Raw genomic sequence first — 25,001 nt, 5'->3', positions numbered from 1 at the left:
GGTCGGGCGTGGTCCGCACCCGTGCGCAGGTGCGGACCACGCGGACGTGGTGCTCAGGCGGTGGGCACGCCGTTGACCGGTGGCGACACCGGCGGTGCGGTGTACTCGTTGACCGGTCCGTCGGCCTCGTCGGTCTCGTACGTCGGGCCGAAGTAGCTCTGCTTGCCCCCGCTGACCCGGCTCAGCCGGCCCCCGCCGTAACCGGAGTGGTCGGTGGCGGAGAAGCGCAGCGGCGCCACGCCGGGCCCCTGGTAGCCGCCCTTGCGGACGGCCTCGACCAGCGACTCGCGGGTGAGGTCCTTGCCGGCGGCCAACAGCACCTGCACGAACAGGTAGCCCACGGCCATCCCGTAGACGGTGTTGCCGTCGAACTCCGCCCCACCGTTGTGTTCGGTGTTGACCTTGGTGAACAGCTGGATCCACGGGTTGTCGGTGTCGCCCTGCATCGGCAGGTAGTTCAGCCCGACCATGCCCTCCAGCAGTCCGGCGGCGTCGCCGAGTTGCCGGGCCAGCGTCGGGTGGTCGGCGCCCACGTTCGACACCACCCACTGGGGACGGAAGCCCAGCCGGGCGGCGGTGCCGACGGACAGGGCGGTGAAGCCGGGCACGGTGGCGAGGATGACGACCTCACAGCCGGCGGCCTTGAACGCGCCGATCTGGGGGGCGACGTTGGTGTTGCTTGTCACGTACGTCTCGCGGGCCACCACCCCGTCGGTGCCGAGCACCTTCTCCACGCCGGCCAGGGCGTCCTGCCCGAAGTCGTCGTCCTGGCCGAGGAAGCAGACCTTCCGGCCGGGCAGGGTGGTCTTCACGTGGTTGGCCAGGATCTTGCCTTCGACCGTGTAGTCCGGGTTGAAGCCGAAGGTGTTCGGGTAGCGGTCGGGCTGGTCCCAGTTGCGGCTGCCGGAGGCGACGAAGAGGTCGGGCACCCGGTTGGTGTGCAGGAAGTCCAGCACGCCGGTGTGGGTGGGGGTGCCGAGGCCGTTGAGGACGGCGAAGACCTTGTCCTGCAGGACGAGTTGGCGCACGACCTGCTGGGTGGTGGCCGGGTTGTAGCCGTCGTCCATGACCTTGTAGGTGATTTTGCGGCCGTGTACGCCGCCGTTGGCGTTGACGTAGTCGAAGTAGGCCTTCGTGGCCGGGGCGATCTTCGAGTAGCCGGCGGATGCCGGTCCGGTCAGCGGCATGTGGGTGCCGACGACGATCTCCGTGTCGGTGACCCCGGGAACCGGTTCCCCGGCGCCGGGGCCGTCGTCGGAGCCACACGCGGTGAGAGTGAGCAGCAAGGTGAGGGTGGTGGCGATCGCGAGACCGCGCCGTTCCGTGGTTCGCATGGGACACCGACCTTTCATCGGTCCGGTTGTGCGAGGTGGGTGGTGGGGGTGGGGCGGTTACGAGCGCCCGGCCGGCCGGCGGGCGCGCAGCGCCCGGGTCAGTCGGGACAACTGACCCTGCACACCGCCGGGGGCGGCGATCATGACCACGATCAACGTGGCCCCGAAGATCGCCAGCGGGAGGTTGCCCTCCAGCCGCTGCGCCGTCGCCGGTGAGAGGGTGAACAGGTTCGTCAGGGAGTGCGTCAGGTCGGGCAGGACGACCAGCAGGAAGGCGCCCCACACGGCGCCGGCGAGCCGGCCGAGACCGCCGATGACGACGGCCATGAGCAGGAACAGCGAAAGGTTCAGACCGAACGCGCCGGGTGACACGCTCTGCGCGAGCACCGCCAGCAGGGCGCCGCCGAGGCCGGCGCCGGCCGCGCTGACCACGAAGGCGATGACCTGGGTACGGGCGACGTGGATGCCGGCGAGCCGGGCGGCGACCTCGTCGTCGCGTACCGCCCGGAACAACCGGCCGTAGCGGCTGCGGACCAGGTTGGCCAGCACCACCAGGCAGAGCAGGGTCGCCCCGGCGGCCATCCACAGTTGCCACCGCTCGTGCGGGAAGTACAGACCCAGCCCTGCCGGTGCGGGTGCCACCGGCACCGGCAGGCCCTGCTCGCCGTTGAAGAGGCCGTCGAAGGTGACTGTCAACGCCGGCACCACCACCGCCACCGCCAGGGTGAGCCCGGCCAGGTAGGGGCCGCGCAGCCGGGCGGCGGCGACGCCGACGACCAGACCCACCGTCACGGTGACCGCCACAGCGGCGACCAGCGACAGCAGCAGCACCGCGCCGGAGGTGACGCCCCGGTCGAAGAAGGCGCTCTGGCACAGCGCGACCGTGTACGCGCCGGTGGCCATCAACGCCCCGTGTCCCAGGGAGAGTTGCCCGCAGAGCCCGGTGAGGATGGTCAGTCCGGCGGTGGCGCAGAGGTAGGCGGCCACCGTGGCGAGTTGGAAGTTGCGGTACGAGTCGAGTTGGTAGCTGACCAGCAGCACCACCAGCGCGGCGGCGACGGCGACGGCGAGGTGGCGGAGCAGGGTCGGCACGGACCGGCCGGTACGGACGAGATCGACGGCGCGCTGTCGGTGGGGCGGCGCGGGCGCCCGGGTGGCGCTCACACCCGCCTCGCGGTGACCGTGGCGAACAGTCCGCCGGGGCGCAGCAGCAGCACCGTCAGCAGCAGGGCGAGTACCGCGAGCGGGATGAGGTCGCCGCCGGCGTACCCGCTGACGTAGGACAGCAGCAGGCCGACGCCGAGGCCGCCGACGACCGCGCCGGGTGGGCTGTCCAGCCCGCCGAGCACCGCGGCGGTGAACGCGGAGACGAAGACCAGGTCCATCGCGTGGGGATGCAGGCCCAGTTCGGTGGGGATGACAAGCATCGCGGCCAGTGCGCCGACGCCCGAGGCCAGCGCCCAGCCGAGGGTGAGCATGCCGCCGACGTTCACGCCGAGCAGTCGGGACACCTCGGGTGCGAAGGCCGCCGCCCGCATCCGGAGCCCGATCGCGGTCCGGGTGAAGATCCAGACCAGGGCCGCGCCGACCGCGCCGACGGTGGCGAAGACGAACAGGTCGTACGGGGACAGCACGGCGGTGTCGCCCACCGTCAGCGCGGTACGGCTCAGCGGGGCCTGTGCGGGCAGGTACTCGTTGCCGTACACCATGCCGAGGATCGCCTGGATCAGCAGGACCAGCCCGAGCGCGACGATCACCGGGTTCAGCGGTGAGCGGTGGTCCACCAGTCGCATCACCGCGATGTCGACGATCGCGCCGAGCAGCAGTCCGGCGAGCAGTGCCGCGGCGAAGCCGAGCCAGTACGACCCGGTCGCGGCGGTGACGCTGTAGGCGACGTACGCGGCGGCGACCGCCATCGCGCCCTGGGCGAAGTTGACGATCCGACCGGCTCGCCAGATGAGCACCAGGGCGAGGGCGAACGCGGCGTAGACCGCGCCCCTCGACAGCCCGTCGAGGGTGAGGAAGAGGAAGCGGTCCACGGTCCTCCTAGCGTTTGTCAGAATCCGAGGTAGGCGTGGCGCAGGTCGGCGTCGTCGCGCAGTCGCTCGGCCGGGGCGGCCAGGACGACCCGGCCGAGTGACATCACGATGCCCTGGTCGGCGACGGCCAGGGCGCTGCGTACGTTCTGCTCGACCAGCAGCACGGTCAGCCCGGTGTCGTCGCGCAGCCGGCGCAGCAGCGCCATGGTCTGGGCCACCACGCGGGGTGCCAGGCCGAGCGACGGTTCGTCCAGCAGCAGCAGGCGGGGTCGGGCGACCAGGGCCCGGCCGAGGGCCAGCATCTGCCGTTCGCCACCGGAGAGCTGGTGGCCGAGGTGCCGTCGTCGCCGCGCGAGCGGTTCGAACAGCTGGTAGACCTCGTCGAGGGCGCGTGCGGCGTCGCGGCGGTCGCGGCGCCACAGCGCGCCGAGGCGCAGGTTCTCCGCCACGGTGAGTTCGCCGATCACGCCGCGGCCTTCCGGTACGTGTGCCACGCCGCGCCGGACGAGTTGCTCGACCGGGGTGCCCCGCAGGTCCTGTCCGTCGAACAGGATCCGGCCGGCGCTCGGGCGCAGCATGCCCGACAGGGTGCGCAGCAGGGTGGTCTTGCCAGCGCCGTTGGCACCGATGACGGCGGTGATGGTGCCGGTGGGCACCCGCAGGTCGACGCCGTGCAGCACCGGCACCGGCCCGTAGCCGCAGGCCAGGGCTTCGGCGGTGAGCAGGTCGGCGGTCATCAGGCGGCCTCGTCGACGGTCGCGCCGAGGTAGGCGTCCACCACGGCCGGGTCCTCGCGGACCGCCTCGGGTGGCCCAGCGGCGACGACCCGTCCGAAGTCGAGCACCACGATCCGGTCGCAGACGGCCATGACCAGGTCCATGTGGTGTTCCACGAGCAGCACGGCGCAGGGGTCGGTGGATCGGTGCGGCAGCGTCCGGATCAGCTCGGCGAGGTTGTCCACGTCGTCGGCGCCGAGTCCGCCGGCCGGTTCGTCGAGCAGCAGCAGTCGAGGTCGGGCGGCCAGCGCGCGGGCGAGGGCAACCCGTTGGCGTACGGCGAACGGGAGGGTGTCCGGCGCGGCGTCGGCGTGCTGTGCGATGCCCAGTTCGTCGAGGACGGTGCGGGCGTGTTCGCGCATCCGGCGCTCGTCGCGGTCGCTGCGGGGCAGTCCGAGCAGCGCCGGAAGTAGGCCGGCGCGGGCGGTGTGGGTGGCCCCGGTCATCACGTTCTCCAGCACGGTGAGCCCGGCGAACAGGCCGGTGCCCTGCAGGGTGCGGGCGATGCCCAGTCGGGTGAGCCGGTGCGGTCGGGGCCGCAGCGGCCGGCCGTCGAGGGTAAGCGTGCCGGTGTGCGCGGTGACGAAGCCGCACACGACGTTGAACAGGGTGGTCTTGCCGGCGCCGTTGGGGCCGATCACCCCGACCACCTCGCCCGGACCGACCTGAAGCGAGACGTCGTCGAGGGCGGTGAGGCCGCCGAAGCGGACGCCGACCTGGTGCAGTGCGAGACCGTCCGTCATCAACCCTGCCCCTCGCCGCGCGGCCCAAACTTATTACACTGGGAGTGTACGTTTCTCGCGTGTTTCGTCAACACCTTCGATGCCGCGTCCGTCAGCGGCCGGCATCGCCGAAGGCGGTGGCCGTGACCGGTGGCGGCAGGTCGACCAGCCGGGCCAGGGCGGCCCGGTGCCGGTCCGCGGTGCCGAAGGCGATCGCGGCGCTCTTGGCGCGCTTGAGGTACAGATGCGCCGGGTGCTCCCAGGTGAAGCCGATCCCGCCGTGCAACTGGACGCAGACCTCCGCCGCCCGCACCGCCACCGGCCCGCAGTACGCCTGGGCCAACGCGGCCGCCAGCGCCGCCTCGGGACCGGCCGCGCCGAGCCGGTCGGCGGCGTACCGGGCCACCGCCCGGGCCTCGGTCAGTTCCACCCACACGTCGGCCAACCGGTGCTTGACCGCCTGGAACGAGCCGACCGGACGGCCGAACTGGTGGCGCTGGCGCACGTAGGCCACCGTCGTGTCCAGACACCACTGGGCCAGGCCGACCTGTTCGGAGGCGAGCAGCGCCGCGCCGGCGGTCAGCGCCGCCGTCACCGCGTCGGCAGCGGCGGTGCCGGTGGCGATCGGACGGGCCGCCGCAGCGGTGAACTCGATGTCGACGAGCGGTCTGGTCGCGTCCAGCGACACCACGGCGGACATCCGCACCGCCGGTTCGGCGGCGTCGACGACGTAGAGCGCGTCGCCGGCCGGGACCAGCAGCAGGCCGTGCGGCACGGCGTCGGCCACACCGGTCACCCGACCGGTGAGCGTCGGTCCGGGACCGACCGTGACCGGGTCCGGGCGGCCCTCTGGCCCGGTGGCGAGGTCGGGTGCGGTGGCGAAGCCGACCGCCACCGTCACGTCGCATTCACCGGCGGCCAGCCGACGCAGCAGGGTGTGCTCGGCACAGGCCAGCAACGCCCGGGTCGCCACGGCAGCACCCAGGAAGGGCACCGGCGCGACCGCCCGACCCAGCTCCTCCAGCACCACCGCGACCTCGCGGAAGCCCGCTGCGGCGCCACCGTGCTCGGCGGGCACGGCCAGCCCGGTCACGCCGAGCTGGTCGACAAGTCGACGCCACAGTGTCGCGTCGTACGGATCGCCGCCGTCGACGGCGGCGAGCGTACGTTGCCACGGGGCGTGCGCGGCCAGCAGCGCGCGTACGGTGTCGCGCAGGGCCTCTTCGTCGGCGTCGTAGAGCAGGTCGCTCATCGGTCCACCCGGGGTTCGGTGGGCAGCCCGAGCACCCGCTCGGCGATGATGCTGCGCAGGATCTCCGAGGTCCCGCCCTCGATGGAGTTGCCCCGGGCGCGCAGGTAGCGGTAGGTGGCGGTGCGGCCGAGCAGGTCGGGTTCGGTCGGGCGACGCATCGTCCAGTCGTCGTGGCGCAGCCCTTCGGCGCCGCGCAGTTCCACCTCCAGTCCGCTGATCCGCTGGCTCAGCTCGGCGAAGGAGAGCTTCACCGCCGAGCCTTCGGGGCCGGGCTCGCCGGCGGCGATCAGCTGTCGCAGCCGCAGCGCGGCCAGCCGGGCGGCTTCGGCGCCCACCCAGGCGCGCAGGACCTCGTCGTGCAGCCCGGCGGTGCGCAGCTCGGGGCGTTCCCGCCACAGCCGCGCCAGCACGCCCACCATGCCGCCCTCGCGGGGCAGCGGTCGGCCGCCGATGGCGACGCGTTCGTTCATCAACGTCGTACGGGCGATCTGCCAGCCCTGCCCGACCGCGCCGACGCGGTGGGCGTCGGGCACCCGGACACCGGTGAGGAAGACCTCGTTGAACTCCGCTTCGCCGGTGGCCTGCCGCAGTGGACGCACCTGCACTCCCGGCGCGGTCATGTCGCAGACGAAGTAGGTGATGCCGTGGTGCTTGGGCGCGGCCGGATCGGTACGGGCCAGCAGGATCGCCCAGCGCGCCTCGTGGGCCAGCGACGTCCACACCTTCTGACCGTCGATGATCCAGTCGTCGTCGTCGGGCACCGCCCGGGTACGCAGGCTCGCCAGGTCGGAACCGGCGTCGGGTTCGCTGAACAGCTGGCACCACACCTCTTCACCGGTCCACAGCGGCCGCAGCCAGCGTCGGCACTGGGCGTCGCTGGCGTGCCGCAGCAGGGTGGGCGCGGCCATGCCGAGCCCGATGCTGTTGCGCCGGGGCCGGTTGTCCGGCGCGCCGGCTGCGGCGAAGGCGTCGTCGACGACCGCCTGCAGTTGCGGCGGGGCGCCCAGGCCACCGCGCCCGGGTGGGTGCTGCACCCAGGCCAGCCCGGCGTCGAAGCGGGCGCGCAGGAAACCGAGGCGGTCACCGTCCGGGTCGTGCGTGTCGAGGAACGCGGCGACCAGCGCGCGCAGCCCGTGGGCCGTGTGGTCGGACACCCACCACCTCCAGAATTTTTGCACTGTCAATGCAATATACGGCCGCCGGTCCTCGGGACGGAAGACCGGCGGCCGAACGATCCGGGGCAGCCGCGTCGCGGCCGCCCCGGCAGGACCGTCAGTGCGGGCAGGTGTTGCGGTACTCCTCCACGGCCAGGCCACTCGGGCCCGGGCAGAGGAACTGGTCGTAGCGGGTGTCGTCGTCGACGAACCGCTTCAGCCAGGCCACCATCTGCTTCGCGGTGGGGGTGTTGACCGTGTTCGGGAAGAAGTGGCCCTCGTTGTTGAGTTCCAGGTACGCCTTCTCCGCCGAGGCCGGGATGCTGTTGTAGAACGGCTCGGAGTGCGTGGCGACCGAGGCGACGGAGTCGCTCTCACCGCCGATGATCAGCGTGGGCACCCGCAGGTTCGACCAGTTCTTGGTCAGGTTCCACGGCGCCAGTGGCACGGCGGCCTGCAACGACGGCCGGCTCGCGGCGGCCTCCAGGCTGCCGCCGCCGCCCATCGAGTGACCGGCCACGGCGAGCCGGCTGGAGTCGATACGGCTGCGCACCGAACTGCGCTCGGTCAGGTAGTCCAGCGCGGCCAGCAGTTGCCGACCCCGGCTGCTCGGCTGGTCGAGGCGGGTGATGGTGTCGATGCCGATGACCACGAAGCCGTGCGAGGCGATCCGCGGCCCCAGCCAGTCCAGACTCGACCAGGAGGCGGTGTAGCCGGGCGAGATGGCCACTGCGCCGAAGGTGCCCGCGGTGGTGGTCGTCGGGTAGTAGATGACGCCGCCGCCGAAGCCGCTGACCAGCGAGGAGACCGTCGTCGACGAGGTCGCGAAGGGGCCGCGGCTGGCCTCCAGGATCGCGTTGGTCGGCGCCGGTCCCCGCTCGTACGGGTTGGCGGCCTGGGCGGCGGACGAGGTGGCGACGACGCCACCGGCGGCCAGGACGGCGGTCATCGCCAGCCGGGCCAGCAGGGTGAGGGAACGGGGACGGGTGGTGGTGGTTGATCGCACGTCGGATACTCCCTTGGGTTGGAGCTGTATCGACTGCAATCAGTGTTTGGGGCTGTCCGCCGACCCCGCATCGGCAGAATCACCAGTCACCCGCTCCCCCGGCCTAGGAGCGACCCGCCGCCCGGTAGGCCGCGCCCGCCTCGGTGGCGGTGCCGTCCTCGCGGTACAGACCGTGTGCCGCATGCTCGCCGCTGGCCGGCAGGGCGAACCAGGCGTACCGCTCGACGTACGGCGTGGCCTGCAACGCGGCGGTCGCCTTGTCGATGAACGTGACAAGCTGCTGCGGCGTCGGGTGGCGCGGCGCGCCCTGGCTGAAATCGATCAGGCCGAACTCGGTGATCCAGATCGGCAGGCGGTAACGTTCGTGGACCGCGTGCACGTACTGCATCAGGTGGTTCGCCGCCTCGTCGCCGAAGTCCGAGCCGTACCAGTGCAGGGCGATGAAGTCGACCCGCAGCCCTCGCTCACGGACACCGGCGAGGAACCGGTCCAGCCAGCCGCCGGGGGTGTCGGCGCCGAAGGCGACGGCCGGGCTACCCAGCCGCATGCCGGTGTGCTGCAGCCGGGGCCACAGGTCCAGCGCGTGCTCGACCGACATGTTCGCCTGTCCCGGCAGGTCCGGCTCGTTGAAGCCGAGCAACGTGCGGCCGGACCGCTGGGCGGTGGCCAGGTCGGCGTCGGTGACGAAGGTGGCACCCCAGATCATCGGTACGAACTCCGCCGCCGCCGGCACGTCGCTGCCCGAGGTGGACCAGTCGTAGTACCAGGTCGCCCCCACGTCCCGGATGCCGTCACCGCCGGGCGGGAACGCCCAGGTGGCCACGCCCTTCTTCGCCTCGGGTCCGGCCACCTGCGGGCTGCCGCTCGCCGCCCAGGTCTGGGTGACCACGCCGGAGCAGCCGCGGATCTGCAACGCCGTCCCGGTCTGGGCCCCACCGAACGCGTCCAGGCACTTGCCGGACCCGGTGTTGATCAGCTGTCCGTTCTCCAGCAGCCAGTCCTGCGCGCCGGTGCCGTTGCAGTCCCACAACTGCACCCGTGCGCCGTCATCGTGCGAGCCGCCGTCCACGTCCAGGCACTTGCCGAACGCGCGCAGCGTCCCCTGGCGCCCGATTCCGGCCCAGTTCTGCGCGTTGGTGCCGTTGCAGTCCCACAACTGCACGATGGTGCCGTTCTGCGTACCGGACCACTGGACGTCGACACACTTGCCGGCCACCCCGACGATCGGTGCGCTGCGGTCGGCCTTCGCCGACGGCACGGCGACCAGGCCGGCCGCGCCCGCCAAGCAGGTGAGGGTCGCCAGAGCCCAGACGAGCCGCCTGCGGCTCACAGTGCGTGAGGTCATCAACGGTGCTCCTCGATATCCACGGTTGTTGCGGGTACCACGGCGCGCACCCCGCCGCGGTTCACCGGCGCGCAACAAACGTCGTAGCCGCTGCCACCACGGCCCGGGGCATGGGCAGCGCGACCACGGGTACGAGCGAACATGGCCGTGATCAGTGATTACGCCCTTCTCGGCGACTGCCAGGGCGCGGCGTTGGTCTCCTCGGACGGGGTCGTGGACTGGTGGTGCCCGCCCCGATTCGACGCGCCGAGCGTCTTCGCCCGGCTGCTCGGCGCCACCGGCGGCTTCTGGTCGATCCGGCCGCTCGGGCGGTACACGACCTCCCGGCACTACATCGACGGAACGATGGTGCTCCGCACCGAGTTCCGCACCCCGACCGGTGTGCTGCGGTTGACCGACGCCCTCAGTCTCGGCGCCGGAGAACGCGGTCACCGCATCGGCTTCACCTCTCCGCACGTGCTGATCCGGCAGGTCGAGGCCACCGGCACGGTCGACGTGGCGGTCGAGGTCGCGGTCCGGCCGGAGTACGGGCTGGTCAGTCCCACGATCACCGAAACGCCGGCGGGGATGGACATCGCCGGCGCCGGCGACCGGTTGACCCTGGCCGCCGACCGTGCCCTTGCCGTCGACGGTGCACTGGTGACCGCGCGATTCACCCTCGCCGAGGGCGACAGCGCGGTGTTCGCCCTGCACCACCGCCGCTCCGCCGACCCGCCGACCGCCCCGCTGGACGGGCGGGCGGCGCTGCGGGACACCATCGCCGCCTGGCAGTCCTGGGACCGCCTGCACCAGGACTACCAGGGCCCGTACCGCGAACACGTCCGGCGCAGCGCACTGGTCCTTCAGGCGCTGACCTACCAGCCCACCGGGGCGGTGGTCGCGGCGGCCACCACCTCGCTGCCCGAGCAGGTCGGCGGGGCGGCGAACTGGGACTACCGGTTCGGTTGGCTCCGCGACGGCAGCGTCACCCTCAGGGCGCTGTGGGTCGGTGCCTGTCCGCACGAGGCGAACCGCTTCTTCGACTGGATGGCCGCCTCCATCGGATCGGCGGGCGCCACGGACCACATACCGATCATGTTCGGCGTGGGTGGCGAGCGGGACCTGACCGAACACACCCTGGAACACCTTGAGGGCTACCAGAACAGCCGGCCGGTACGCGTCGGCAACAACGCCTGGCAGCAGAAGCAACTCGACGTCCTCGGCGAGCCGCTGGAGTGCGCCCTGGTCCTGCGCGACGAACTCGGGGACCTGTCACCGGCCGCCACGGACCTGCTGCGCACCTTGGCGGACCGGGCCGCCGACACCTGGCAGGAGCCGGACGCCAGCACCTGGGAGGGACGCGAGGGCGAGCGGAACTACCTGACGTCGAAGTTGCTGTGCTGGGTGGCGCTGGACCGGGCCATCAAACTGGCGTCGACCCTGGACGCTGAGGCACGGGTGCCCCGGTGGTCGCAGGCCAGGGACCAGATCCGCGCGGCGATCCTGACCCAGGGCTGGAACGACTCGCGTCAGGCGTTCACCGGCGCGTTCGGCTCCGACCACCTCGACGCCGGGCTGCTCGTCATGCCGATCACCGGGTTTCTTCCCGGCGACGACGACCGGGTCGTGGCCACCGTGGACGCGATCAGACGTGAGCTGGGGCGCGACGACCTCCTGCAACGCTGGACCGGAGCCGGTGAGGAAGGCGCCTTCATCATCTGCTCGTACTGGCTGGCGGAGGCCCTGGCGCGGGCCGGCAGACTCGACGAAGCCAAGCAGGTGTACGAGAACGTCACCGGCCACGCGAACGACCTCGGGTTGCTGTCGGAGGAGATCGACCGACGCGACCGCAGCCTGATCGGGAACTTCCCCCAGGCGCTGTCCCACATCGGGGTCATCAACGCCGCCTGGATCATCGGCGAGGTCGAATCCGGCAACCGGCCGTGAGCCCATGGGGTGCCTCGGGCTCGGTTACGTCTGCGGCGAGCGGGTACGCGCCGGTAGAACGGGGAACAGCCACGAAGGGGGAGCGTGCTGATGACCGGACGGCTGGCAGGCAGGACCGCCATGATCACCGGATCCGACTCGGGCATCGGGCAGGCCACGGCGATCGAGTTCGGCCGGGAGGGCGCCGACGTGGTGGTGCACTACCTGCACGACCACGCGGGTGCCAACCACACCAAGACCGAGATCGAGAGAACCGGCCAGCGGGCTGTCGTGGTGCAGGGCGACATCAGCGTCGAGCATCAGGTCGAGGCGATGTTCGACGAGGCCCTCGGGGAGTTCGACCGCCTGGACATCCTCATGAACGACGCGGGCGTGGACGCCTCCGGCATCCCGGTGGCCGATCTGGACACCGCGACCTGGGACCGGGCCATCCGCACCAACCTGTACGGGATGTTCTTCTGCTGTCGGCGGTTCATCCAGCACCGCCGCGACCAGGGCGGACACGGCAAGATCATCAACATCACCTCCGTCCACCAGGAGGTGGCCCGCGCCGGCGGCTCCGACTACGACGCCAGCAAGGGCGGCATGCTGGAGTTGGCCAAAAGCATCGCCCTGGAGGTCGCCCCGATGCACATGAACGTCAACAACATCGGGCCCGGCATGGTGCTCACCCCGTTCAACCAGCAGGCGATCGACGACCCGAAGTACCTGGAGGAGCAGGTGCAGTCCATCCCCTGGAAGCGGGCCGCGCAGCCGGAGGAGATCGCCAAGCTCGCCGTCTTCCTGGCCAGCGACGACGCCGACTACGTCACCGGGTCGACGTACTTCATGGACGGCGGACTGATGCAGAACCAGGGCCAGGGCGCGTAGCCGCCCTGTCGGTGAGACGTCCGACGCTGGGCGCCACCGTCGGCTGCGGGCCGGGCGAACGGGCCGGCGCGCCGCGACGGAGTTCGGGCCGCATGCATCAGCGATTCTCTCGGTCGGACCAGGAACGTGCTGGCCGGCACGTGGCGTCAGCGGCCGTACGCCTCGAGCAGCCGCAGCCACACCTCGCTGACGGTCGGGTACGCCGGAACCGCGTGCCACAACCGGTCCAACGGAACCTCACCGACGATGGCGACGGTCGCGGCGTGGATCAGCTCCGCCACGTCCGGGCCGACGAAGGTGACGCCGACGATCACCTTGCGGTCCTCGTCGACGACCATCCGGGCCTGCCCCTGGTAGTCATCGGCGTGCAGGGTGGCACCGGCGACCGCACCCAGGTTGTAGTCGACGACCCGGGTCCGCAGCCCTGCCGCCTCGGCGGCGGCCGCCGTCAGACCTACGGCGGCGATCTCCGGGTCGGTGAACACCACCTGCGGCACCGCACGTTCGTCGGCCGTCGCGACGTGCCGGCCCCACCGGCCGTCGTCGACCTTCTCGCCCTTCGCGCGGGCCACGATGACGTCGCCGACCGCGCGCGCCTGGTACTTGCCCTGGTGGGTGAGCAGCGCCCGCCGGTTGATGTCACCGGCGGCGTAGAGCCAGTCGCCGCCGTCGACGACCCGCATCGTGTCGTCGACGGTCAGCCAGTCACCGGGTGTCAGGCCGACGGTGTCGAGTCCGATGTCCTGGGTGTTCGGCGTACGGCCGATCGCGACGAGGACCTCGTCGGCTTCGACCCGCTCGCCCTGGCTGGTGTCGACGTGGACGGTGCCGGCGTCGTCGCGGTGCACGGACACAGCCTCCGCGTCGACGTGCAGGGACACACCGGCCTCGCGCAACGACTGCGTGACCTGCTCGGCGGCGAACCGTTCCACCGACGGCAACACGCCGTCGCGGGCCAGCACCGTCACCGAGGACCCGAGTGCCGCGTACGCGGTGGCCATCTCGGTCGCCACCACGCCGCCGCCGATGATGGCGAGGCGACGGGGAATGGACGTCGCCGCCGCGGCTTCGCGGCTGGACCACGGCGCTGCGGCGCGCAGGCCCGGGATGTCCGGCATCCGAGAGCCGCTGCCGGTGGCCACGACCACCGCGTGCCGCGCGGTCAACGTCGTCGTGGCGCCGTCGGCGTCGGTCACCTCGACGACCTTGGCGGCACTGAGCCGTCCGTGGCCTCGGTGCAGTGCGATCCCGGCCGATTCCAGCCAGGACACCTGCCCGTCGTCACGCCAGTTCGCGACGATGGAGTCGCGCCGCGCCAGCACCGCCGCCGCGTCCAGGTCTCCCGTCACCGCCTCACGCGCCCCGGGCACCTGACGGGCCGCGCGCAACGCGGACCCGCTGCGCAGCAACGCCTTGGTCGGCATGCAGGCCCAGTACGAGCACTCCCCGCCGACCAGTTCCCGTTCGACGATGGCGGCGGTCAGGCCACCCTGCACGACCCGGTCGGCGACGTTCTCCCCGACCGGTCCCGCGCCGATCACGACGACGTCGTACGCCAGTTCGGTCATGTCAGCTCCCCTTCGCAGCACGGCCGAGGCGGATCGCCGCGACGAGGAAGAAGATAGCGCCCGGTATGCGTAGCCAGCCGTATTGATCAACGGCGGATGGCCCGCGGTAGCCGTCGGCGATGAAGGATCCCCCGGCCAGGGTGGCAGGAACGAACCTGAACAGGTGGCAGAGGAAACGCCGAACGGCGGCCTGCTGAACCAGTCAGGCCGCCGTTTGACGAAGCGTGAATCAGAGCGAGCGGATGTCCGACGCCTGGGGGCCCTTCGGGCCCTGGGTGATCTCGAACTGGACGCGCTGGTTCTCATCGAGGCTACGGAAGCCGCTCGCCGAGATCGCCGAGAAATGGGCGAAAACGTCGGCGCCGCCGTCGTCCTGGCTGATGAAACCGAAGCCCTTGTCACCGTTGAACCACTTCACGGTACCAGTAGCCATGTCTGCTCCTTCGCAGGCTGTGTGAGACCGCACTGTGCGGTCTCGCGTGCCGCTGCGTTGATGACCCGCGTCGGGAACGACACGAAAAACGAAAAAAGCACCTGGACGGGTTTTGGTTAACCCATCAGGCGCCGAGACGTCAACGGAAATCAAAACTGCAACGAGGCAACCGTAGCACAGAATTTGACGACGTGCGGACCACCGGCCGTTGGAGCCAGTGGGGTGGGGACGGCTGACGTGACAGTGGTACCGCGTGGTGCGCGTACAGTGGAGCGGTGGGTCACCGTTTGTGTCCGCGCCGACCGGCACTTCGGACGTGCCGACGGATAACGGCACGTTGCGGACGGTGGCCAGCGTTGTCGTGAGGCAACCCATCGGAGGTCTGGCTGACCTCCAGTTTCGGGTGCTGCCATTTCGGGCGGCCCTCCGGCACAGGAGCAGGACATGACTTTCGCACTGGCCCCATCCGCGGTCCCCTCACCAGAGCCGCGAAGGCCCATCAAGAATCTACGCGAAAAAGGGGCGGAAAGCTTTCACTCTGTGCTCGCCAAGGTTCTGACCACCGCCCTGGAAAATGCTCTGGAAGCGGGCGACCACCCGAGAGCAGTCAGCATCATCAATCGCGGTTTCGCGGAAGGAAACCCGCAACTGGGCTGCGATCTCCTCTGCCGGGCGATCGCCGTCGTCGGAACCGCCCGGACCTGGACCGTGCAGCTCGCACCCCTACGTTCACCGTAAGCTCCCGGGTCAGAGCCTCGACCTGGCGGCGAGGGATCTTCGGTCGGCGCACCATCGACCCGACCGGCCGGAGCCGACAACGGGAAAGGCTTGACGCAGGAACAGTGATCGAGCATCGTCGATTTGAATCGACCTCAGGGATACTCGACACGGGGAGATCCGATGAAGACCTTCGTCACTCTCGCCTCTGCTGCCCTGCTCCTGCTGACCACGGCCAGCGCACCCCACCGCCCGCCGACAGCCGATGCGCCCTGCCGGGGACAGATCCACCCCAACCCGGGCTTCGAGCGCGGCACCACCGGTTGGACCGCCGGCCCCCGCATCGTCGTACTCGGCGACACGGCCCGGCCCGCCCACACCGGCCGCGCGTACGCCACCTTCGCCGGGTTGGACGTCACCCGGTACGACCTGCTGAACACCCACGTGACGGTGCCGGCGAACTGCGACCTGACTGTCCGTTTCTGGGTCCGTACCCTCACGACTGAAACCAGCCGCAGCGATTACCTGAACGTCGGGCTGGCGGTCACCGGAATCCCCCCGAAGACGAGGTTCTCGCTGGCCTTCGACGGCGGGTCGCAGTGGCGGGAGTACAGCATGTCCTCCGGGACGGCGACGACCGAGCGCACCGCGACGGTCACCTTCAACGCCAGCGAATCGGCCGGCAACGGTGTCACCGCCTTCGACGTCGACGACGTGACCTTCACATTGAGCTGACCAGGAACCGGCGGGCAGGAACGCCACCGATCATCGATGCCGGTCGCCGGCTGTCAGCGCGCCCCGCGACTGCCGGGCGCGCCTACGGCAGGCGTCGATGACGTCGGGGCGCAGCAGGTGGCCGAAACCGGCCCGATCGAGACGCTGGACCAACCCGTCGCGGTCGGTACGCAGGGCGGTGGCGGTGCTGTCGAGGTTCCAGTCGTGGGCGGCGAGCTGGGACAGCAGATGCCCCCGGCGGGTCTGCGCGGCCGACAGCCGGAACGTCTTGAGGTAGGCCAACCGGCCGGTCTCGTCGGTGATGACCTCGCCGATGTGGTTGTCGGCATCGGGGTCGAAGGCGGGCAGGAACCGGGCCAGGGTGAAGCGGCCCATCCGGTGCGCCGGGGTGACGGTGAGCCGTCCGGCGGCGAGCAGCCCACCGGCCAGCAGAGCGTGGAAGTCCTGCCATTCCGCGTCCATCCGGGCGAGCTGGGCGCGCAGGTCGGCGACGCTGGTGATGGCCGTGTCGTCGAGCCGGACGGTGAAATCCGGTGCGGCCGGATACAGGTGGGCGTAGTGGAACAGCAGGTCGCCGTAGAAGTCCTGCAGCAGCGTGGGATGCAGGGCGCGGTAGTCGTCCGGGTGCGGGACGACGAACGCGGCGGTGAGCGCGTCGGCGACGTAGAGCACCATGCCGCACTGGTCGGGGTGGATCTCGAAGACGCGCAGCGCGTCGTCGAGGCCGGCGATGGCGGCACCGGTGTAGCCGGCCTCCACCCGCGGGGACAGGCCACGGGTGACGGCCTGGCGGGTCCATTCCTGCCAGGCGATGGGCGGGCCGCCGAACTGCAACGCCAGGTAACCCTCCATGGCCAGGTGCAGCGGCAGGAAACGCAGCCGCTGCCGGTCCTCCCGGCGCGCCATGCGGCGGCGGAACACCAGCCGGATCCCCTCCGGCACATCGGTGTCGGCGCTGTCGCGCAGCTGGGTGCCGTAGGCGGCGGCCGGGGTGCTGTCGGTGGTCCAGGTGGCGACGAACGCGTGCGGGATGAACGAGATGTACGCCGTACGCGGTGCGGTCTGGACGATCGACAGTGCGTCGGGGTCGTGGAGCCGGGCGTGCAGGCGCAGGTCGGTGACGGGGTCGCGGCGCAGGAGCGGGACGAGGCGGATCGCGCCCCACGTCTGGGCGGGGCCGGGGGTCAGCCCGGTCAGGTCGATGCCCTCGATGACGGTGGTCACGACACTGCCTCCTGGTCGTCGAGGAACCGCTCGACCCGGTCGGCGAGGTGGCGGCGCAGCTCGTCGAAGCCGGCGCGGCCGGTGGCGAAGCGGGCCAGTTCGACGAGCGCGGCGGCGTCCTCGGCGTCGCGGACCCCGACGGTGGCCACCCCGTCGGCCAGGCGGCGTACGTCGAAGGTGTCGGCGTCGTAGACCGGGTTGAGGTGCACGATGCTGGTGTGCTGGTCGGGGTCGAGGCGGGTGCGCCAGATCCGCAGCACCTCGGCGGCCTGCCCGGGTGGGTCGTTGTCCCAGCCGTCGGAGACGATGACGAGCCGGTCGGGGCGACGTTCGAGCGCGTCGAGGATGCGCACCCCAAGCCCGGTGGCCCCGACGGGGTGGACCAGCAGCGGGTCGCCGCGGTGGTGCAGCCACAGCCCGGTGAAGTCGGCGGCGAGGGCCTCCAGCAGGTAGTGGGTGGCCAGGGCGACGGCGAGTGGTCGGCGACGTTTGGTCCCGGAGCCGGCGGCGGAGTAGCTGTCGTCGAGGACCGCCACCACCCGGCCCCAGGTGCCCGCCTGCCGGCGGGCGGCGCGACGCGCGGCGGCCCGAAGCGCACCGGTCAGCTCGTCGCGACGCCGGAGGCGTTCCGGACGCGGCAGTGACAGCGCGTAGCTCGCCAGCCGGGTCAGGGGTGCCGTGGCGAGGTCCATCGCGACGCCGTCGACCTTGTGCCGTACGGCGCTGCCCTGCAACCGCAGCCGTTCACCGGCGGTGAGCCGGGGTGCGATGCCGGACAGGAACCGGGCCCGGTCGATGCCGTGCTGGGCAGCCAGTCCTTCGGCGACGGTGTACGGCAGCTCGTACAGGGCCCGCTGGTCGTAGTGGGCGCGCCGCCACGCCTCCAGGATCGGTGTCTCGTAACGCCTGGGTCGACGCCAGGCGAACAGCGCCGTGCCGACCTCGCCGGGAAGTGGCAGGTGGGCGTGCCGGGCGGCGACGGACAACGAGCGGCGGTACTTGACCGCGTCGAAGGCCGGGTCGGGCCGGGCCGCCACCCAGTCACGGACGATGGCGCGGGTACGCCGGTTGTTGATCCCCAGCCGGCGCAGGTCGCGGAAGACGCCGTACACCCGTTGTGGTGGCAGGGTCCGCAGCCGTGCCGCGATCAGTCGCCCCTCCCGCGCGCGCTGCTCGCGGCTGGCCTCCCGGGCGGTGCGCAGCAGGTTCGTCACGACCATGGCCGCGTTGAGCTGGTTGACGTCCAGGGCGAGGGTCGCGGCGTACAGGTCGCGGTAGTTGCCCAGCACGTACTCGTGGAGGAAGTCCAACGACAGGCGCTGCGCGGCGGCGGTGGAGCGGAACTCGCGCTGGGCGGTCGAGGTGATCGCGGCGTTGACGAACATGACCACGTCCTCGCACGCGATCCGATCCGCCCGCGACATGACTGCGACTGCACCTTCTCTCGTCACCTGGGTGCCGGCCGGGGAATGGGGGCACGAACTGCGAAGCATCGCTTCAGAGGCGGGTTCCGGAAGTCGCACCGAAGTCCCGCGGCCGGCCCCGGCCACGATACCGGTCACGATCAACTCGTCGCGGGGCGTGGATTGGTGACGAAGTGCCTGCGGGCGGGGTCTCGGGTGGCGAAACTGTTTGGACGTCGTGGATGCGCATGAGGGACAGTCGAACGATGGAGAACTCTGTCGCCGTACGTCATCGCTCGATGGACGAGATCATGGCGGGGCTGCACCTGGTGCGGCAGTCCCCCCGGGCTGCTGGCACCCTGGCGTTGGCCGTACGCCGGCCGGCCGTCGACGCCCGCGAGGTGCTGTCGGAGGCCGAACTGGACGCGAGCGTCGGGCTGCTCGGCGACAGTTGGGGTCAACGACCCAGCAAACGCACGCCCGACCGGTCACCGCACCCCGACATGCAGCTCAACGTCATCAACTCCCGGTTCATCGAGCTGATCGCCGGCGCCGATCGCGACGCCTGGGCGCTGGCCGGTGATCAGCTCTACGTCGACCTGGACCTGAGCGTCGAGGCGCTGCCGGCCGGTACGCGTCTGGCGATCGGCGACCGCGCGGTCATCGAGGTGACCGACCAGCCGCACAACGGTTGCGCCAAGTTCGCCGCCCGGTTCGGACGCGACGCCCACAAGGTGGTGTGGACGGAGGAAGGTCAGCGGCTACGGTTGCGCGGCCTCAACGCCCGGGTGGTCGTCGGTGCGACGATCCGGGTGGGCGACGCCATCCGGCAGCTCCCGCCCGGGCAGCTGCTGCCATGACCTCGGGGAACGGCTGGCGACCGTGACGCGTCACCTGGTCGTGCCCGGTCGAGGTGTGCCGTCGGTCGACCACTGGTCGCGCAGCTGGGTGCGGGACCGTCCGGGGTTCCAGTGGGCGCCGGAACCGCCCGGGCCGCCGTACGTCGCCGCCGAACGGGTCGCCGCGCTGCACGCTGCCATCAGCGCTGATGCGGAGCCGGTGATCCTGGTGGCGCACAGCGCGGGATGTCTGACCGTCGCCGTCTGGGCCCGCCAGCACATCGGTCCCGTCCGGGCCGCTCTGCTGGTCACACCGCCGTACCTGGATCCAGACTGGAAACCCGGCCCGGGCGAGAGCGTCGATGTCATCATCGACCACGTGCCACGCGAGCCCCTGCCCTTCCACTCGATCCTGGTCGCCAGTCGCACCGACCCGAACGCCACCTTCGCGCAGTTCGAGGCGTACGCGCGGGATTGGGGTTCGGAGCTGTTCGACGCGGGCGCCGTCGGGCACCTGGACTCCAAGACCGGGTTCGGTCCGTGGCCCGACGGCGAGGATCTGCTCCGGTCGCTGGCCGCGGTGACGGGCTGACCCGGGCCGGTCGGGGCTACGCTGCCGGGATGCGGCTGGTCATCATGGCGGACACGCACGTGCCGAAGCGGGCCCGTGACCTGCCGTCCGGGCTGTGGGCCGCCGTTGACGCCGCCGATCTGGTCATCCATGCCGGCGACTGGGTCAGCGTGGAACTGCTCGACGAGGTGGAGCGGCGCAGCGCCCGGCTGATCGGTGTCCACGGCAACAACGACGGCCCGCAGCTGCGTGCCCGGCTGCCGGAAATCGCCCGGGTGCAGGTGGCCGGGATGCGGATCGCGGTGGTGCACGAGACCGGTCCCGCCGGTGGCCGGGAGCGCCGCTGCGCGGCTCGTTTTCCCGACTGCGACCTGCTCGTCTTCGGGCACTCCCACATCCCGTGGGACAGCGACGCGCCCGGTGGTCTGCGGCTGCTCAATCCCGGCTCGCCGACCGACCGGCGGCGGCAGCCGTACGCGACGTACCTCACCGCCGAGCTGGCCGACGGCCGGCTGGACGCCGTCACCCTGCACGAGGTGACGCCGTCCAGCCGGCCGCAACGCCGTCGGTCGCCCTAGGGTGCCGCCACCACCGCGTCGTTGCCCGGCATCCGGGTCACGCTGGGCAGCTGCGGCACCGCTTCTGCCGAGCGGCTGCTGACATCGCTGGTCGGGCACATCGCGGTGAGCAGGAAGGTCTGCCAGGCGATGTCGAACGGGTGCGGGTCGGGAAGACCGACCTGGTAGTGGCTGATGTTGATGCCGGAGGACACCTGGCGGGTGCCGTCGCGGCTGTGCAGGGAGTAGGTCAGGTGACCGAACACCGCACCGTCGTGGCCCAAGAACTCGCCGCACGGGGTGGGCAGCGAGTAGATGCCGAGACCGTAGGTGCCGGCCTCGGGCAGCCCCGGCAGCATCGGCACCCCGTCGAGCATCTGCTTGAGGGTGGCGGGGCTGAGCAGGTCTCCGTCGAGCAGCGCGCGGAAGAAGGTGTTCAGGTCCGCCGTGGTGGAGATCATCTCGCCGGCCGTCCATCCCCAGCTCATGTTGAACTCGCTGAGGTCGCGTGCGCCGAACGGGGCGAAGTAGGCGCCGCTGTGCGGGCCGCGGATCGTCGGATCGGTGCCCGGGAAGCTCGTCCCGGTGAGCTTCAGTGGCCGCAGGATGCGCCGCTGCACCTCGGCCGGGGCGTCGTTGCCGGTGACCGCCTCGATCAGCAGTCCGGCCAGCACGTAGTTGGTGTTGGAGTAGCTGAACGTCGCACCGGGGGCGCCGGTCGGCGGCATGGCCAGGCCGGTGGCGACCAGGTCCGCCGGGGCGTACGTGGTGACCTGCATCTGGTTGATCGACGCATACGAGTCGATCATGGCGTTGGTGTAGTTGCCGATGCCGCTGGTGTGGTTCAGCAGCATCCGGACGGTGACCTGGTCGCCGCGCTCCCCCGGTACGGTGTCGGGGAGCCACCTGCCGACCGGGTCGTCCAGGCCCAGCCGTCCCTCGTCGACGAGTTGCAGCACGGTGGTGGCGACGAAGGTCTTGGTGATGCTGCCGATGCGGTGACGCATCTGTGGCTGCATCGGTCGAGGTTTGGTCAGATACGCCTGGCCGGCGGCGGCTCGCCAGTCGTGCCGACCGTCGCGCACCTCGGCCAGGACGCCGGGCACGCCGGCTTCGGGTACTGCGGTGAGCGCGGCGCGCAACTCGACGCGGTCCGGCCTGCCGGCGGACGGTCCGGGCTGCGCTGCGGCGGATGCGGGTACGACAGCGATCGTGGCCGCCAGCATCACGCCGGCGGCCACGATCTTCCGTGTCCGAAGAGTACTGAACATAGCTACATGGTCGTCGTGTCCCCGGAGAAACGCACCCTTCGCCGGGAAATCATCGCCCGACTCGTACGGCCAACCGGTCGAGATACTTCACCTGCAGCCACCCGAACGCGACCAGGAAGATCAGCATCATCGGTAGCGGCAGGACCGCGCCGAGGGCCAGTTCGTCGCCGCGCATCCCCCATCGGGCGTACACCATGAGGGCCTCCAGCGGCGCGGGCCGGTACATCGGTGTCGACGCCACGACAAACGGCCAGAGCACCTGTGCGGCGGTGACCAGCCAGGTGACCAGCCCGACCAGCAGGATCATCGGCGCCGCCGGGGCGAGCATGGCGCGCCCGAACCCGGCGCCCGCCCGCCACCGGGGCTCCAGCCCGCGGAACAGCACGGTGAACAGGAACAACGCGGGAATGCTGACCCAGCCCGGCGGCACCAGCCCGAGGAAGGTGTTGAGCTGGTCGAAGTCGCGGGCCCGCAGGTAGGACTCGATGGCCAGCGGCCCGGTGCCGACGAACAGCCACGGCGCGAAGGGCAGCAGGAGCAGCTCGCTGAACCGACCGAGGGGACGCAGGCCCCCGATGGCGAAGCCGGCGGCCGCCGCTACCGCGACCGTGACCACTGCCGACAGCAGGGTCGGCAGCCAGGTCGCCGTCAGCATGCCGCTCAGGTCGGGGGACGGCATCGGCACGGTCTCGTTGGTGAACCGCAGGCTGCGGCGCAGCCACGGCCAGGCCGCCCACAGCATGACGGCGACCACGACCGCCCCCGCGACCGCCAGCCCGATCCGGGCCTGCCGATCACCGGTCGACTCGGTGACCGGAGCGGACTTGCTGACCGCGCCGTGCGGCTGCTCGCGGTGCGTGACGGCCTCGTCGACCACCTCGATGCGGACTCTGGTGAGCAGCAACAGGGCCGTCGCCGCCAGGCCCAGCAGGGCCAGCGGGAGCAGCAGCATCACCGCTGCTGCGGAGCCGCCACCGAGGTTCATCTGCTGCAGGGACTGCAGGACCACATACGTCATGGGCGTACGGCTGTTGCCCGTGATCAGCGTCGGGGTGAAGGTCTGCAGGGTGAGCGCGATGATGCCGAGCATCAGCAGACCGGCGACGGTCAGCGCGGCCGGCAGGGCGTCGCGGCGGTGCGGCCGGCCGCGGAGGGTGCTGAGGAAGGCCGTGGTGGCGACCGCCACCACCAGTCCGGCACCGGTGACAGCGGTGAACTCCACGAGGGTCGCGAGGGGACGGTCCAGCATCGTGCCGGGTTCCATCCGGTCGAGGCGCCAGCCGATGAGCAGCGCCACGGGCGCGTACCCGGCGACCGGGAGCACGACCAGGGCCCGCAGCGCCAGCCGGGCCGGGCGCCCGGCGCGGTCGGCGAGCAGCGCCAGCACCGGGGCGACCAGCAGGGCCAACAGCAGCGGCACCAGCGCCAGGAGCAGGGCCGAGCCCAGGTCACCGAGGAATCCCCGGGTGAAGAGTTGCTCGTAGTTGGCAGAACCCACACCCTCCGCCGGGCCGAGCAGTTGATCACGCTGCGTCGAGCGCCACACGGCCTGCACGGTGGGGAGCAGGTACGACCAGGCGAGAGCGAGTAGGGCGGGTAGCAGCAGGACGAATCCGATACCGATCCGGGTGCCGCGATCCGGTCCGGTACGGCCTGCCGTCATCGTGGGTGCTGCCAGGCTCATGGTGCTCCTCGTCTCGTCGGACTCCGTGGCCGGGCCTGACGATAGGGGCAGCGATCAAGACGGCGCCACCTGACGAACGGGTGCACATCATCGATGTCGCCGCCGTTGAGTACGGGTACGTCGGCATAGCTGAGTACGGATACTCAGTGCGGACGGATCGCGCCGCCCGGCGGCTTCTCGGGGCGGCGGGCGACAGCTCCGTCGGGTGTTGTCGCGCCCGGGGTGAAGTGACCACCGTCGCTGATCCGGCCACTGGCCGAAGGGCCCGGCCCGGACTCCGTAGCCTGGGCTGGTGACATCGGTGCGGGAGCGGATCAGGGCGGTTCTCGCCGGGGCGATCGACTACGAATCAGGGCTGGACGCCCTGGCCGTGACGCGGTCGACCGAGGTCGATCCGGAGTTGGTGGCCGCGAAGGACGAGGCGTGCGCGCGGCTGTGGCGGGGCGGATGGCAGCCGGCCGAGGTGCACCGGGTGGTCGCCCGACGGGGTCAGCCGCGCCAGGCCGAGCTGGTGACCGACGCGGTCGCCGCGCACCTGCGGCGGTTTCCCCGCGACGCCGTCGACGGGCGGTGGCTGGCGCAGGCGGACGCTCTCGGCGCGCAGGTCTGGTGGACCGACGACGCGACGTACGTCGACGAGCTTGCCGCCCGCTGGCGGCTCGACCGGGTGGCCGTACTCGATCTGCTGGTGGGTCTGCTCGTCATCCTGGCCGCGCTCCCGCCGATCGAGGTGCTCGTGCCCCCGCCGGGGTCCGCTCCCCCGCCGGCCGGCGGGTCGGGCGGTGCCGGGTCGTCCCGGATCGACGCCCGGCTGCTGGACCGGGTACGCGCCCTGCTCGCCAAGGCCGAGTCCACGACCTTCCCGGCCGAGGCGGAGACGTACACCGCCAAGGCCCAGGAGTTGGTCACCCGGCACAGCCTGGACGAGGCGCTGCTGGCCGCCCGGGGCGGTGACGCGACGCCGGTGGTGCCGTACGCGCGGCGCATCGGTGTGGATCATCCGCATGAGCGGGAGAAGGCGTCCCTGCTGGATGTCGTCGCCCGCGCCAACCGCTGCCACACGGTGTCGTCACCGGAACTGGCGTTCAGCACCGTCTTCGGCTTCGACACCGACATCGACGCGGTCGACCTGCTCTACACCTCCCTGCTGGTGCAGGCGCACCGGGCGATGGCCCGGGCCGAGCCACCGGGCGGCAAGGCCGGCCGGAACCGCCTGAAAGCGTTCCGGCAATCCTTCCTGGTGGCGTTCGCCGTCCGGATCGACGAACGGCTGACCGACGCGGCACAGCGCGCGTTGGCCGAGGTCACCGCCGGGAGCGGCGGAACGGGGGTGAGTGACCCGGCCGACCTGCTGCCGGTGCTCGCCTCCCGCGACGAGCAGATCCGCGAGACCATGCGGCAGGTCTTCCCGCACACCGTGCGGGCCCGGGCCAGCCGGGTCGACAGCCACGAGGGCTGGGAGTCCGGTCGGCAGGCCGCCGATCGCGCCACCCTACCGACCGACACCCGGCCGTGACGCGCGCCGTTTCGCCGAAACGGTGATTTCCCGCAGCTCCGCATTCCGCCGTTGCGGCG

The 25,001-nt window shown here is 71.4% G+C and carries 23 protein-coding genes; 8 read left to right on the top strand and 15 right to left on the bottom strand.

Annotated elements, in window-relative coordinates; genetic code table 11:
* Positions 1–53: 53 nt before the first annotated feature.
* From VAB18032_RS12945 to VAB18032_RS30070, 9 genes are all read right to left on the bottom strand, one after another.
* Positions 54–1,334 carry an ABC transporter substrate-binding protein gene (locus tag VAB18032_RS12945; RefSeq protein ID WP_013733289.1) on the bottom strand — a complete coding sequence of 427 codons (1,281 nt, stop codon included), beginning with the start codon at positions 1,332–1,334 and terminating at the stop codon, positions 54–56.
* 57 nt (positions 1,335–1,391) lie between these two features.
* Complete coding sequence (locus tag VAB18032_RS12940) at positions 1,392–2,498, bottom strand: branched-chain amino acid ABC transporter permease (RefSeq protein ID WP_013733288.1); 1,107 nt, start codon at positions 2,496–2,498, stop codon at positions 1,392–1,394.
* The gene (locus VAB18032_RS12935; RefSeq protein WP_013733287.1) at positions 2,495–3,373 is read right to left on the bottom strand and encodes a branched-chain amino acid ABC transporter permease; all 879 of its coding nucleotides are present in this window, start codon (positions 3,371–3,373) and stop codon (positions 2,495–2,497) included. Before VAB18032_RS12935 ends, VAB18032_RS12940 begins: the two co-directional genes overlap by 4 nt.
* A 17-nt stretch (positions 3,374–3,390) precedes the next feature.
* A complete protein-coding gene (locus VAB18032_RS12930) occupies positions 3,391–4,110 on the bottom strand; it encodes an ABC transporter ATP-binding protein (protein WP_013733286.1) in 720 nt (239 codons plus the stop codon).
* Positions 4,110–4,892 carry an ABC transporter ATP-binding protein gene (locus VAB18032_RS12925; RefSeq protein WP_013733285.1) on the bottom strand — a complete coding sequence of 261 codons (783 nt, stop codon included), beginning with the start codon at positions 4,890–4,892 and terminating at the stop codon, positions 4,110–4,112. Before VAB18032_RS12925 ends, VAB18032_RS12930 begins: the two co-directional genes overlap by 1 nt.
* A gap of 91 nt (positions 4,893–4,983) precedes the next feature.
* Positions 4,984–6,123, bottom strand: a complete 1,140-nt coding sequence (locus VAB18032_RS12920; RefSeq protein WP_013733284.1) for an acyl-CoA dehydrogenase family protein — start codon at positions 6,121–6,123, stop codon at positions 4,984–4,986.
* Complete coding sequence (locus VAB18032_RS12915) at positions 6,120–7,277, bottom strand: acyl-CoA dehydrogenase family protein (RefSeq protein WP_013733283.1); 1,158 nt, start codon at positions 7,275–7,277, stop codon at positions 6,120–6,122. The genes VAB18032_RS12920 and VAB18032_RS12915 overlap by 4 nt, the downstream gene beginning before the upstream one ends.
* A 118-nt stretch (positions 7,278–7,395) precedes the next feature.
* A complete protein-coding gene (locus VAB18032_RS12910) occupies positions 7,396–8,226 on the bottom strand; it encodes an alpha/beta hydrolase family protein (RefSeq protein WP_050814728.1) in 831 nt (276 codons plus the stop codon).
* Between the two features lie 160 nt (positions 8,227–8,386).
* A complete protein-coding gene (locus tag VAB18032_RS30070; RefSeq protein WP_013733281.1) occupies positions 8,387–9,628 on the bottom strand; it encodes a glycoside hydrolase family protein in 1,242 nt (413 codons plus the stop codon).
* 141 nt (positions 9,629–9,769) lie between these two features.
* Here VAB18032_RS30070 and VAB18032_RS12900 point away from each other — a divergent pair, with 141 nt between their 5' ends.
* Together VAB18032_RS12900 and VAB18032_RS12895 are read left to right on the top strand one after the other, a co-directional pair.
* Complete coding sequence (locus VAB18032_RS12900) at positions 9,770–11,554, top strand: glycoside hydrolase family 15 protein (RefSeq protein WP_013733280.1); 1,785 nt, start codon at positions 9,770–9,772, stop codon at positions 11,552–11,554.
* Positions 11,555–11,644: 90 nt separating this feature from the next.
* Complete coding sequence (locus VAB18032_RS12895; RefSeq protein WP_043724039.1) at positions 11,645–12,424, top strand: SDR family oxidoreductase; 780 nt, start codon at positions 11,645–11,647, stop codon at positions 12,422–12,424.
* Positions 12,425–12,570: 146 nt separating this feature from the next.
* On the opposite strand, the gene VAB18032_RS12890 is transcribed toward VAB18032_RS12895, so the two are convergent.
* Positions 12,571–13,992: a dihydrolipoyl dehydrogenase family protein gene (locus VAB18032_RS12890; protein WP_013733278.1), complete on the bottom strand. Its 1,422-nt coding sequence runs from the start codon at positions 13,990–13,992 to the stop codon at positions 12,571–12,573.
* Between the two features lie 229 nt (positions 13,993–14,221).
* Positions 14,222–14,425, bottom strand: coding sequence for a cold-shock protein (locus tag VAB18032_RS12885; RefSeq protein WP_013733277.1), 204 nt, complete (start codon positions 14,423–14,425; stop codon positions 14,222–14,224).
* A gap of 444 nt (positions 14,426–14,869) precedes the next feature.
* Here VAB18032_RS12885 and VAB18032_RS31740 point away from each other — a divergent pair, with 444 nt between their 5' ends.
* Together VAB18032_RS31740 and VAB18032_RS12880 are read left to right on the top strand one after the other, a co-directional pair.
* Positions 14,870–15,163: a hypothetical protein gene (locus VAB18032_RS31740; RefSeq protein ID WP_126713280.1), complete on the top strand. Its 294-nt coding sequence runs from the start codon at positions 14,870–14,872 to the stop codon at positions 15,161–15,163.
* A 162-nt stretch (positions 15,164–15,325) separates the two neighbouring features.
* Positions 15,326–15,877, top strand: coding sequence for a hypothetical protein (locus VAB18032_RS12880; RefSeq protein WP_043720595.1), 552 nt, complete (start codon positions 15,326–15,328; stop codon positions 15,875–15,877).
* A 30-nt stretch (positions 15,878–15,907) separates the two neighbouring features.
* Here VAB18032_RS12880 and VAB18032_RS12875 read toward each other — a convergent pair whose 3' ends face one another.
* Positions 15,908–17,101 (bottom strand): ARPP-2 domain-containing protein, encoded by a 1,194-nt coding sequence (locus VAB18032_RS12875; protein WP_013733275.1) that lies wholly within the window; start codon positions 17,099–17,101, stop codon positions 15,908–15,910.
* Positions 17,098–18,525, bottom strand: coding sequence for a hypothetical protein (locus VAB18032_RS12870; protein ID WP_013733274.1), 1,428 nt, complete (start codon positions 18,523–18,525; stop codon positions 17,098–17,100). Before VAB18032_RS12870 ends, VAB18032_RS12875 begins: the two co-directional genes overlap by 4 nt.
* Before the next feature lie 245 nt (positions 18,526–18,770).
* Here VAB18032_RS12870 and VAB18032_RS12865 point away from each other — a divergent pair, with 245 nt between their 5' ends.
* From VAB18032_RS12865 to VAB18032_RS12855, 3 genes are read left to right on the top strand one after another with little or no spacing between them, the layout of a single operon-like run.
* Positions 18,771–19,364, top strand: coding sequence for an MOSC domain-containing protein (locus VAB18032_RS12865; RefSeq protein ID WP_013733273.1), 594 nt, complete (start codon positions 18,771–18,773; stop codon positions 19,362–19,364).
* Between the two features lie 22 nt (positions 19,365–19,386).
* Positions 19,387–19,935 carry an RBBP9/YdeN family alpha/beta hydrolase gene (locus tag VAB18032_RS12860; RefSeq protein ID WP_013733272.1) on the top strand — a complete coding sequence of 183 codons (549 nt, stop codon included), beginning with the start codon at positions 19,387–19,389 and terminating at the stop codon, positions 19,933–19,935.
* A 29-nt stretch (positions 19,936–19,964) separates the two neighbouring features.
* On the top strand, positions 19,965–20,492 hold the full coding sequence (locus VAB18032_RS12855) for a metallophosphoesterase family protein (protein ID WP_013733271.1): 528 nt from the start codon (positions 19,965–19,967) through the stop codon (positions 20,490–20,492).
* On the opposite strand, the gene VAB18032_RS12850 is transcribed toward VAB18032_RS12855, so the two are convergent.
* The gene (locus tag VAB18032_RS12850) at positions 20,489–21,712 is read right to left on the bottom strand and encodes a serine hydrolase domain-containing protein (RefSeq protein ID WP_232510881.1); all 1,224 of its coding nucleotides are present in this window, start codon (positions 21,710–21,712) and stop codon (positions 20,489–20,491) included. The two genes, VAB18032_RS12855 and VAB18032_RS12850, sit on opposite strands and share 4 nt — an antisense overlap.
* A gap of 79 nt (positions 21,713–21,791) precedes the next feature.
* Positions 21,792–23,426: a hypothetical protein gene (locus VAB18032_RS12845; protein ID WP_013733269.1), complete on the bottom strand. Its 1,635-nt coding sequence runs from the start codon at positions 23,424–23,426 to the stop codon at positions 21,792–21,794.
* Positions 23,427–23,718: 292 nt separating this feature from the next.
* Here VAB18032_RS12845 and VAB18032_RS12840 point away from each other — a divergent pair, with 292 nt between their 5' ends.
* A complete protein-coding gene (locus VAB18032_RS12840; RefSeq protein WP_148272263.1) occupies positions 23,719–24,942 on the top strand; it encodes a DUF2786 domain-containing protein in 1,224 nt (407 codons plus the stop codon).
* Positions 24,943–25,001 lie beyond the last annotated feature (59 nt).

This window comes from Micromonospora maris AB-18-032 (assembly GCF_000204155.1).
Classification (GTDB): Bacteria; Actinomycetota; Actinomycetes; order Mycobacteriales; family Micromonosporaceae; genus Micromonospora; species Micromonospora gifhornensis.
Note: the sequence above shows the minus strand (reverse complement) of the source record. Positions and strands in the feature narration are given on the sequence as shown.

What these genes read in the sequence shown, in the direction of transcription:
- VAB18032_RS12945 (WP_013733289.1), bottom strand. Translation starts at nt 1,334, where the DNA reads ATGCGAACCACGGAACGGCGCGGTCTCGCGATCGCCACCACCCTCACC.
- VAB18032_RS12930 (WP_013733286.1), bottom strand. Translation starts at nt 4,110, where the DNA reads ATGACCGCCGACCTGCTCACCGCCGAAGCCCTGGCCTGCGGCTACGGG.
- VAB18032_RS12925 (WP_013733285.1), bottom strand. Translation starts at nt 4,892, where the DNA reads ATGACGGACGGTCTCGCACTGCACCAGGTCGGCGTCCGCTTCGGCGGC.
- VAB18032_RS12920 (WP_013733284.1), bottom strand. Translation starts at nt 6,123, where the DNA reads ATGAGCGACCTGCTCTACGACGCCGACGAAGAGGCCCTGCGCGACACC.
- VAB18032_RS12910 (WP_050814728.1), bottom strand. Translation starts at nt 8,226, where the DNA reads ATGACCGCCGTCCTGGCCGCCGGTGGCGTCGTCGCCACCTCGTCCGCC.
- VAB18032_RS30070 (WP_013733281.1), bottom strand. Translation starts at nt 9,628, where the DNA reads ATGACCTCACGCACTGTGAGCCGCAGGCGGCTCGTCTGGGCTCTGGCG.
- VAB18032_RS12900 (WP_013733280.1), top strand. Translation starts at nt 9,770, where the DNA reads ATGGCCGTGATCAGTGATTACGCCCTTCTCGGCGACTGCCAGGGCGCG.
- VAB18032_RS12895 (WP_043724039.1), top strand. Translation starts at nt 11,645, where the DNA reads ATGACCGGACGGCTGGCAGGCAGGACCGCCATGATCACCGGATCCGAC.
- VAB18032_RS12890 (WP_013733278.1), bottom strand. Translation starts at nt 13,992, where the DNA reads ATGACCGAACTGGCGTACGACGTCGTCGTGATCGGCGCGGGACCGGTC.
- VAB18032_RS12885 (WP_013733277.1), bottom strand. Translation starts at nt 14,425, where the DNA reads ATGGCTACTGGTACCGTGAAGTGGTTCAACGGTGACAAGGGCTTCGGT.
- VAB18032_RS31740 (WP_126713280.1), top strand. Translation starts at nt 14,870, where the DNA reads ATGACTTTCGCACTGGCCCCATCCGCGGTCCCCTCACCAGAGCCGCGA.
- VAB18032_RS12880 (WP_043720595.1), top strand. Translation starts at nt 15,326, where the DNA reads ATGAAGACCTTCGTCACTCTCGCCTCTGCTGCCCTGCTCCTGCTGACC.
- VAB18032_RS12870 (WP_013733274.1), bottom strand. Translation starts at nt 18,525, where the DNA reads ATGTCGCGGGCGGATCGGATCGCGTGCGAGGACGTGGTCATGTTCGTC.
- VAB18032_RS12865 (WP_013733273.1), top strand. Translation starts at nt 18,771, where the DNA reads ATGGAGAACTCTGTCGCCGTACGTCATCGCTCGATGGACGAGATCATG.
- VAB18032_RS12855 (WP_013733271.1), top strand. Translation starts at nt 19,965, where the DNA reads ATGCGGCTGGTCATCATGGCGGACACGCACGTGCCGAAGCGGGCCCGT.
- VAB18032_RS12845 (WP_013733269.1), bottom strand. Translation starts at nt 23,426, where the DNA reads ATGAGCCTGGCAGCACCCACGATGACGGCAGGCCGTACCGGACCGGAT.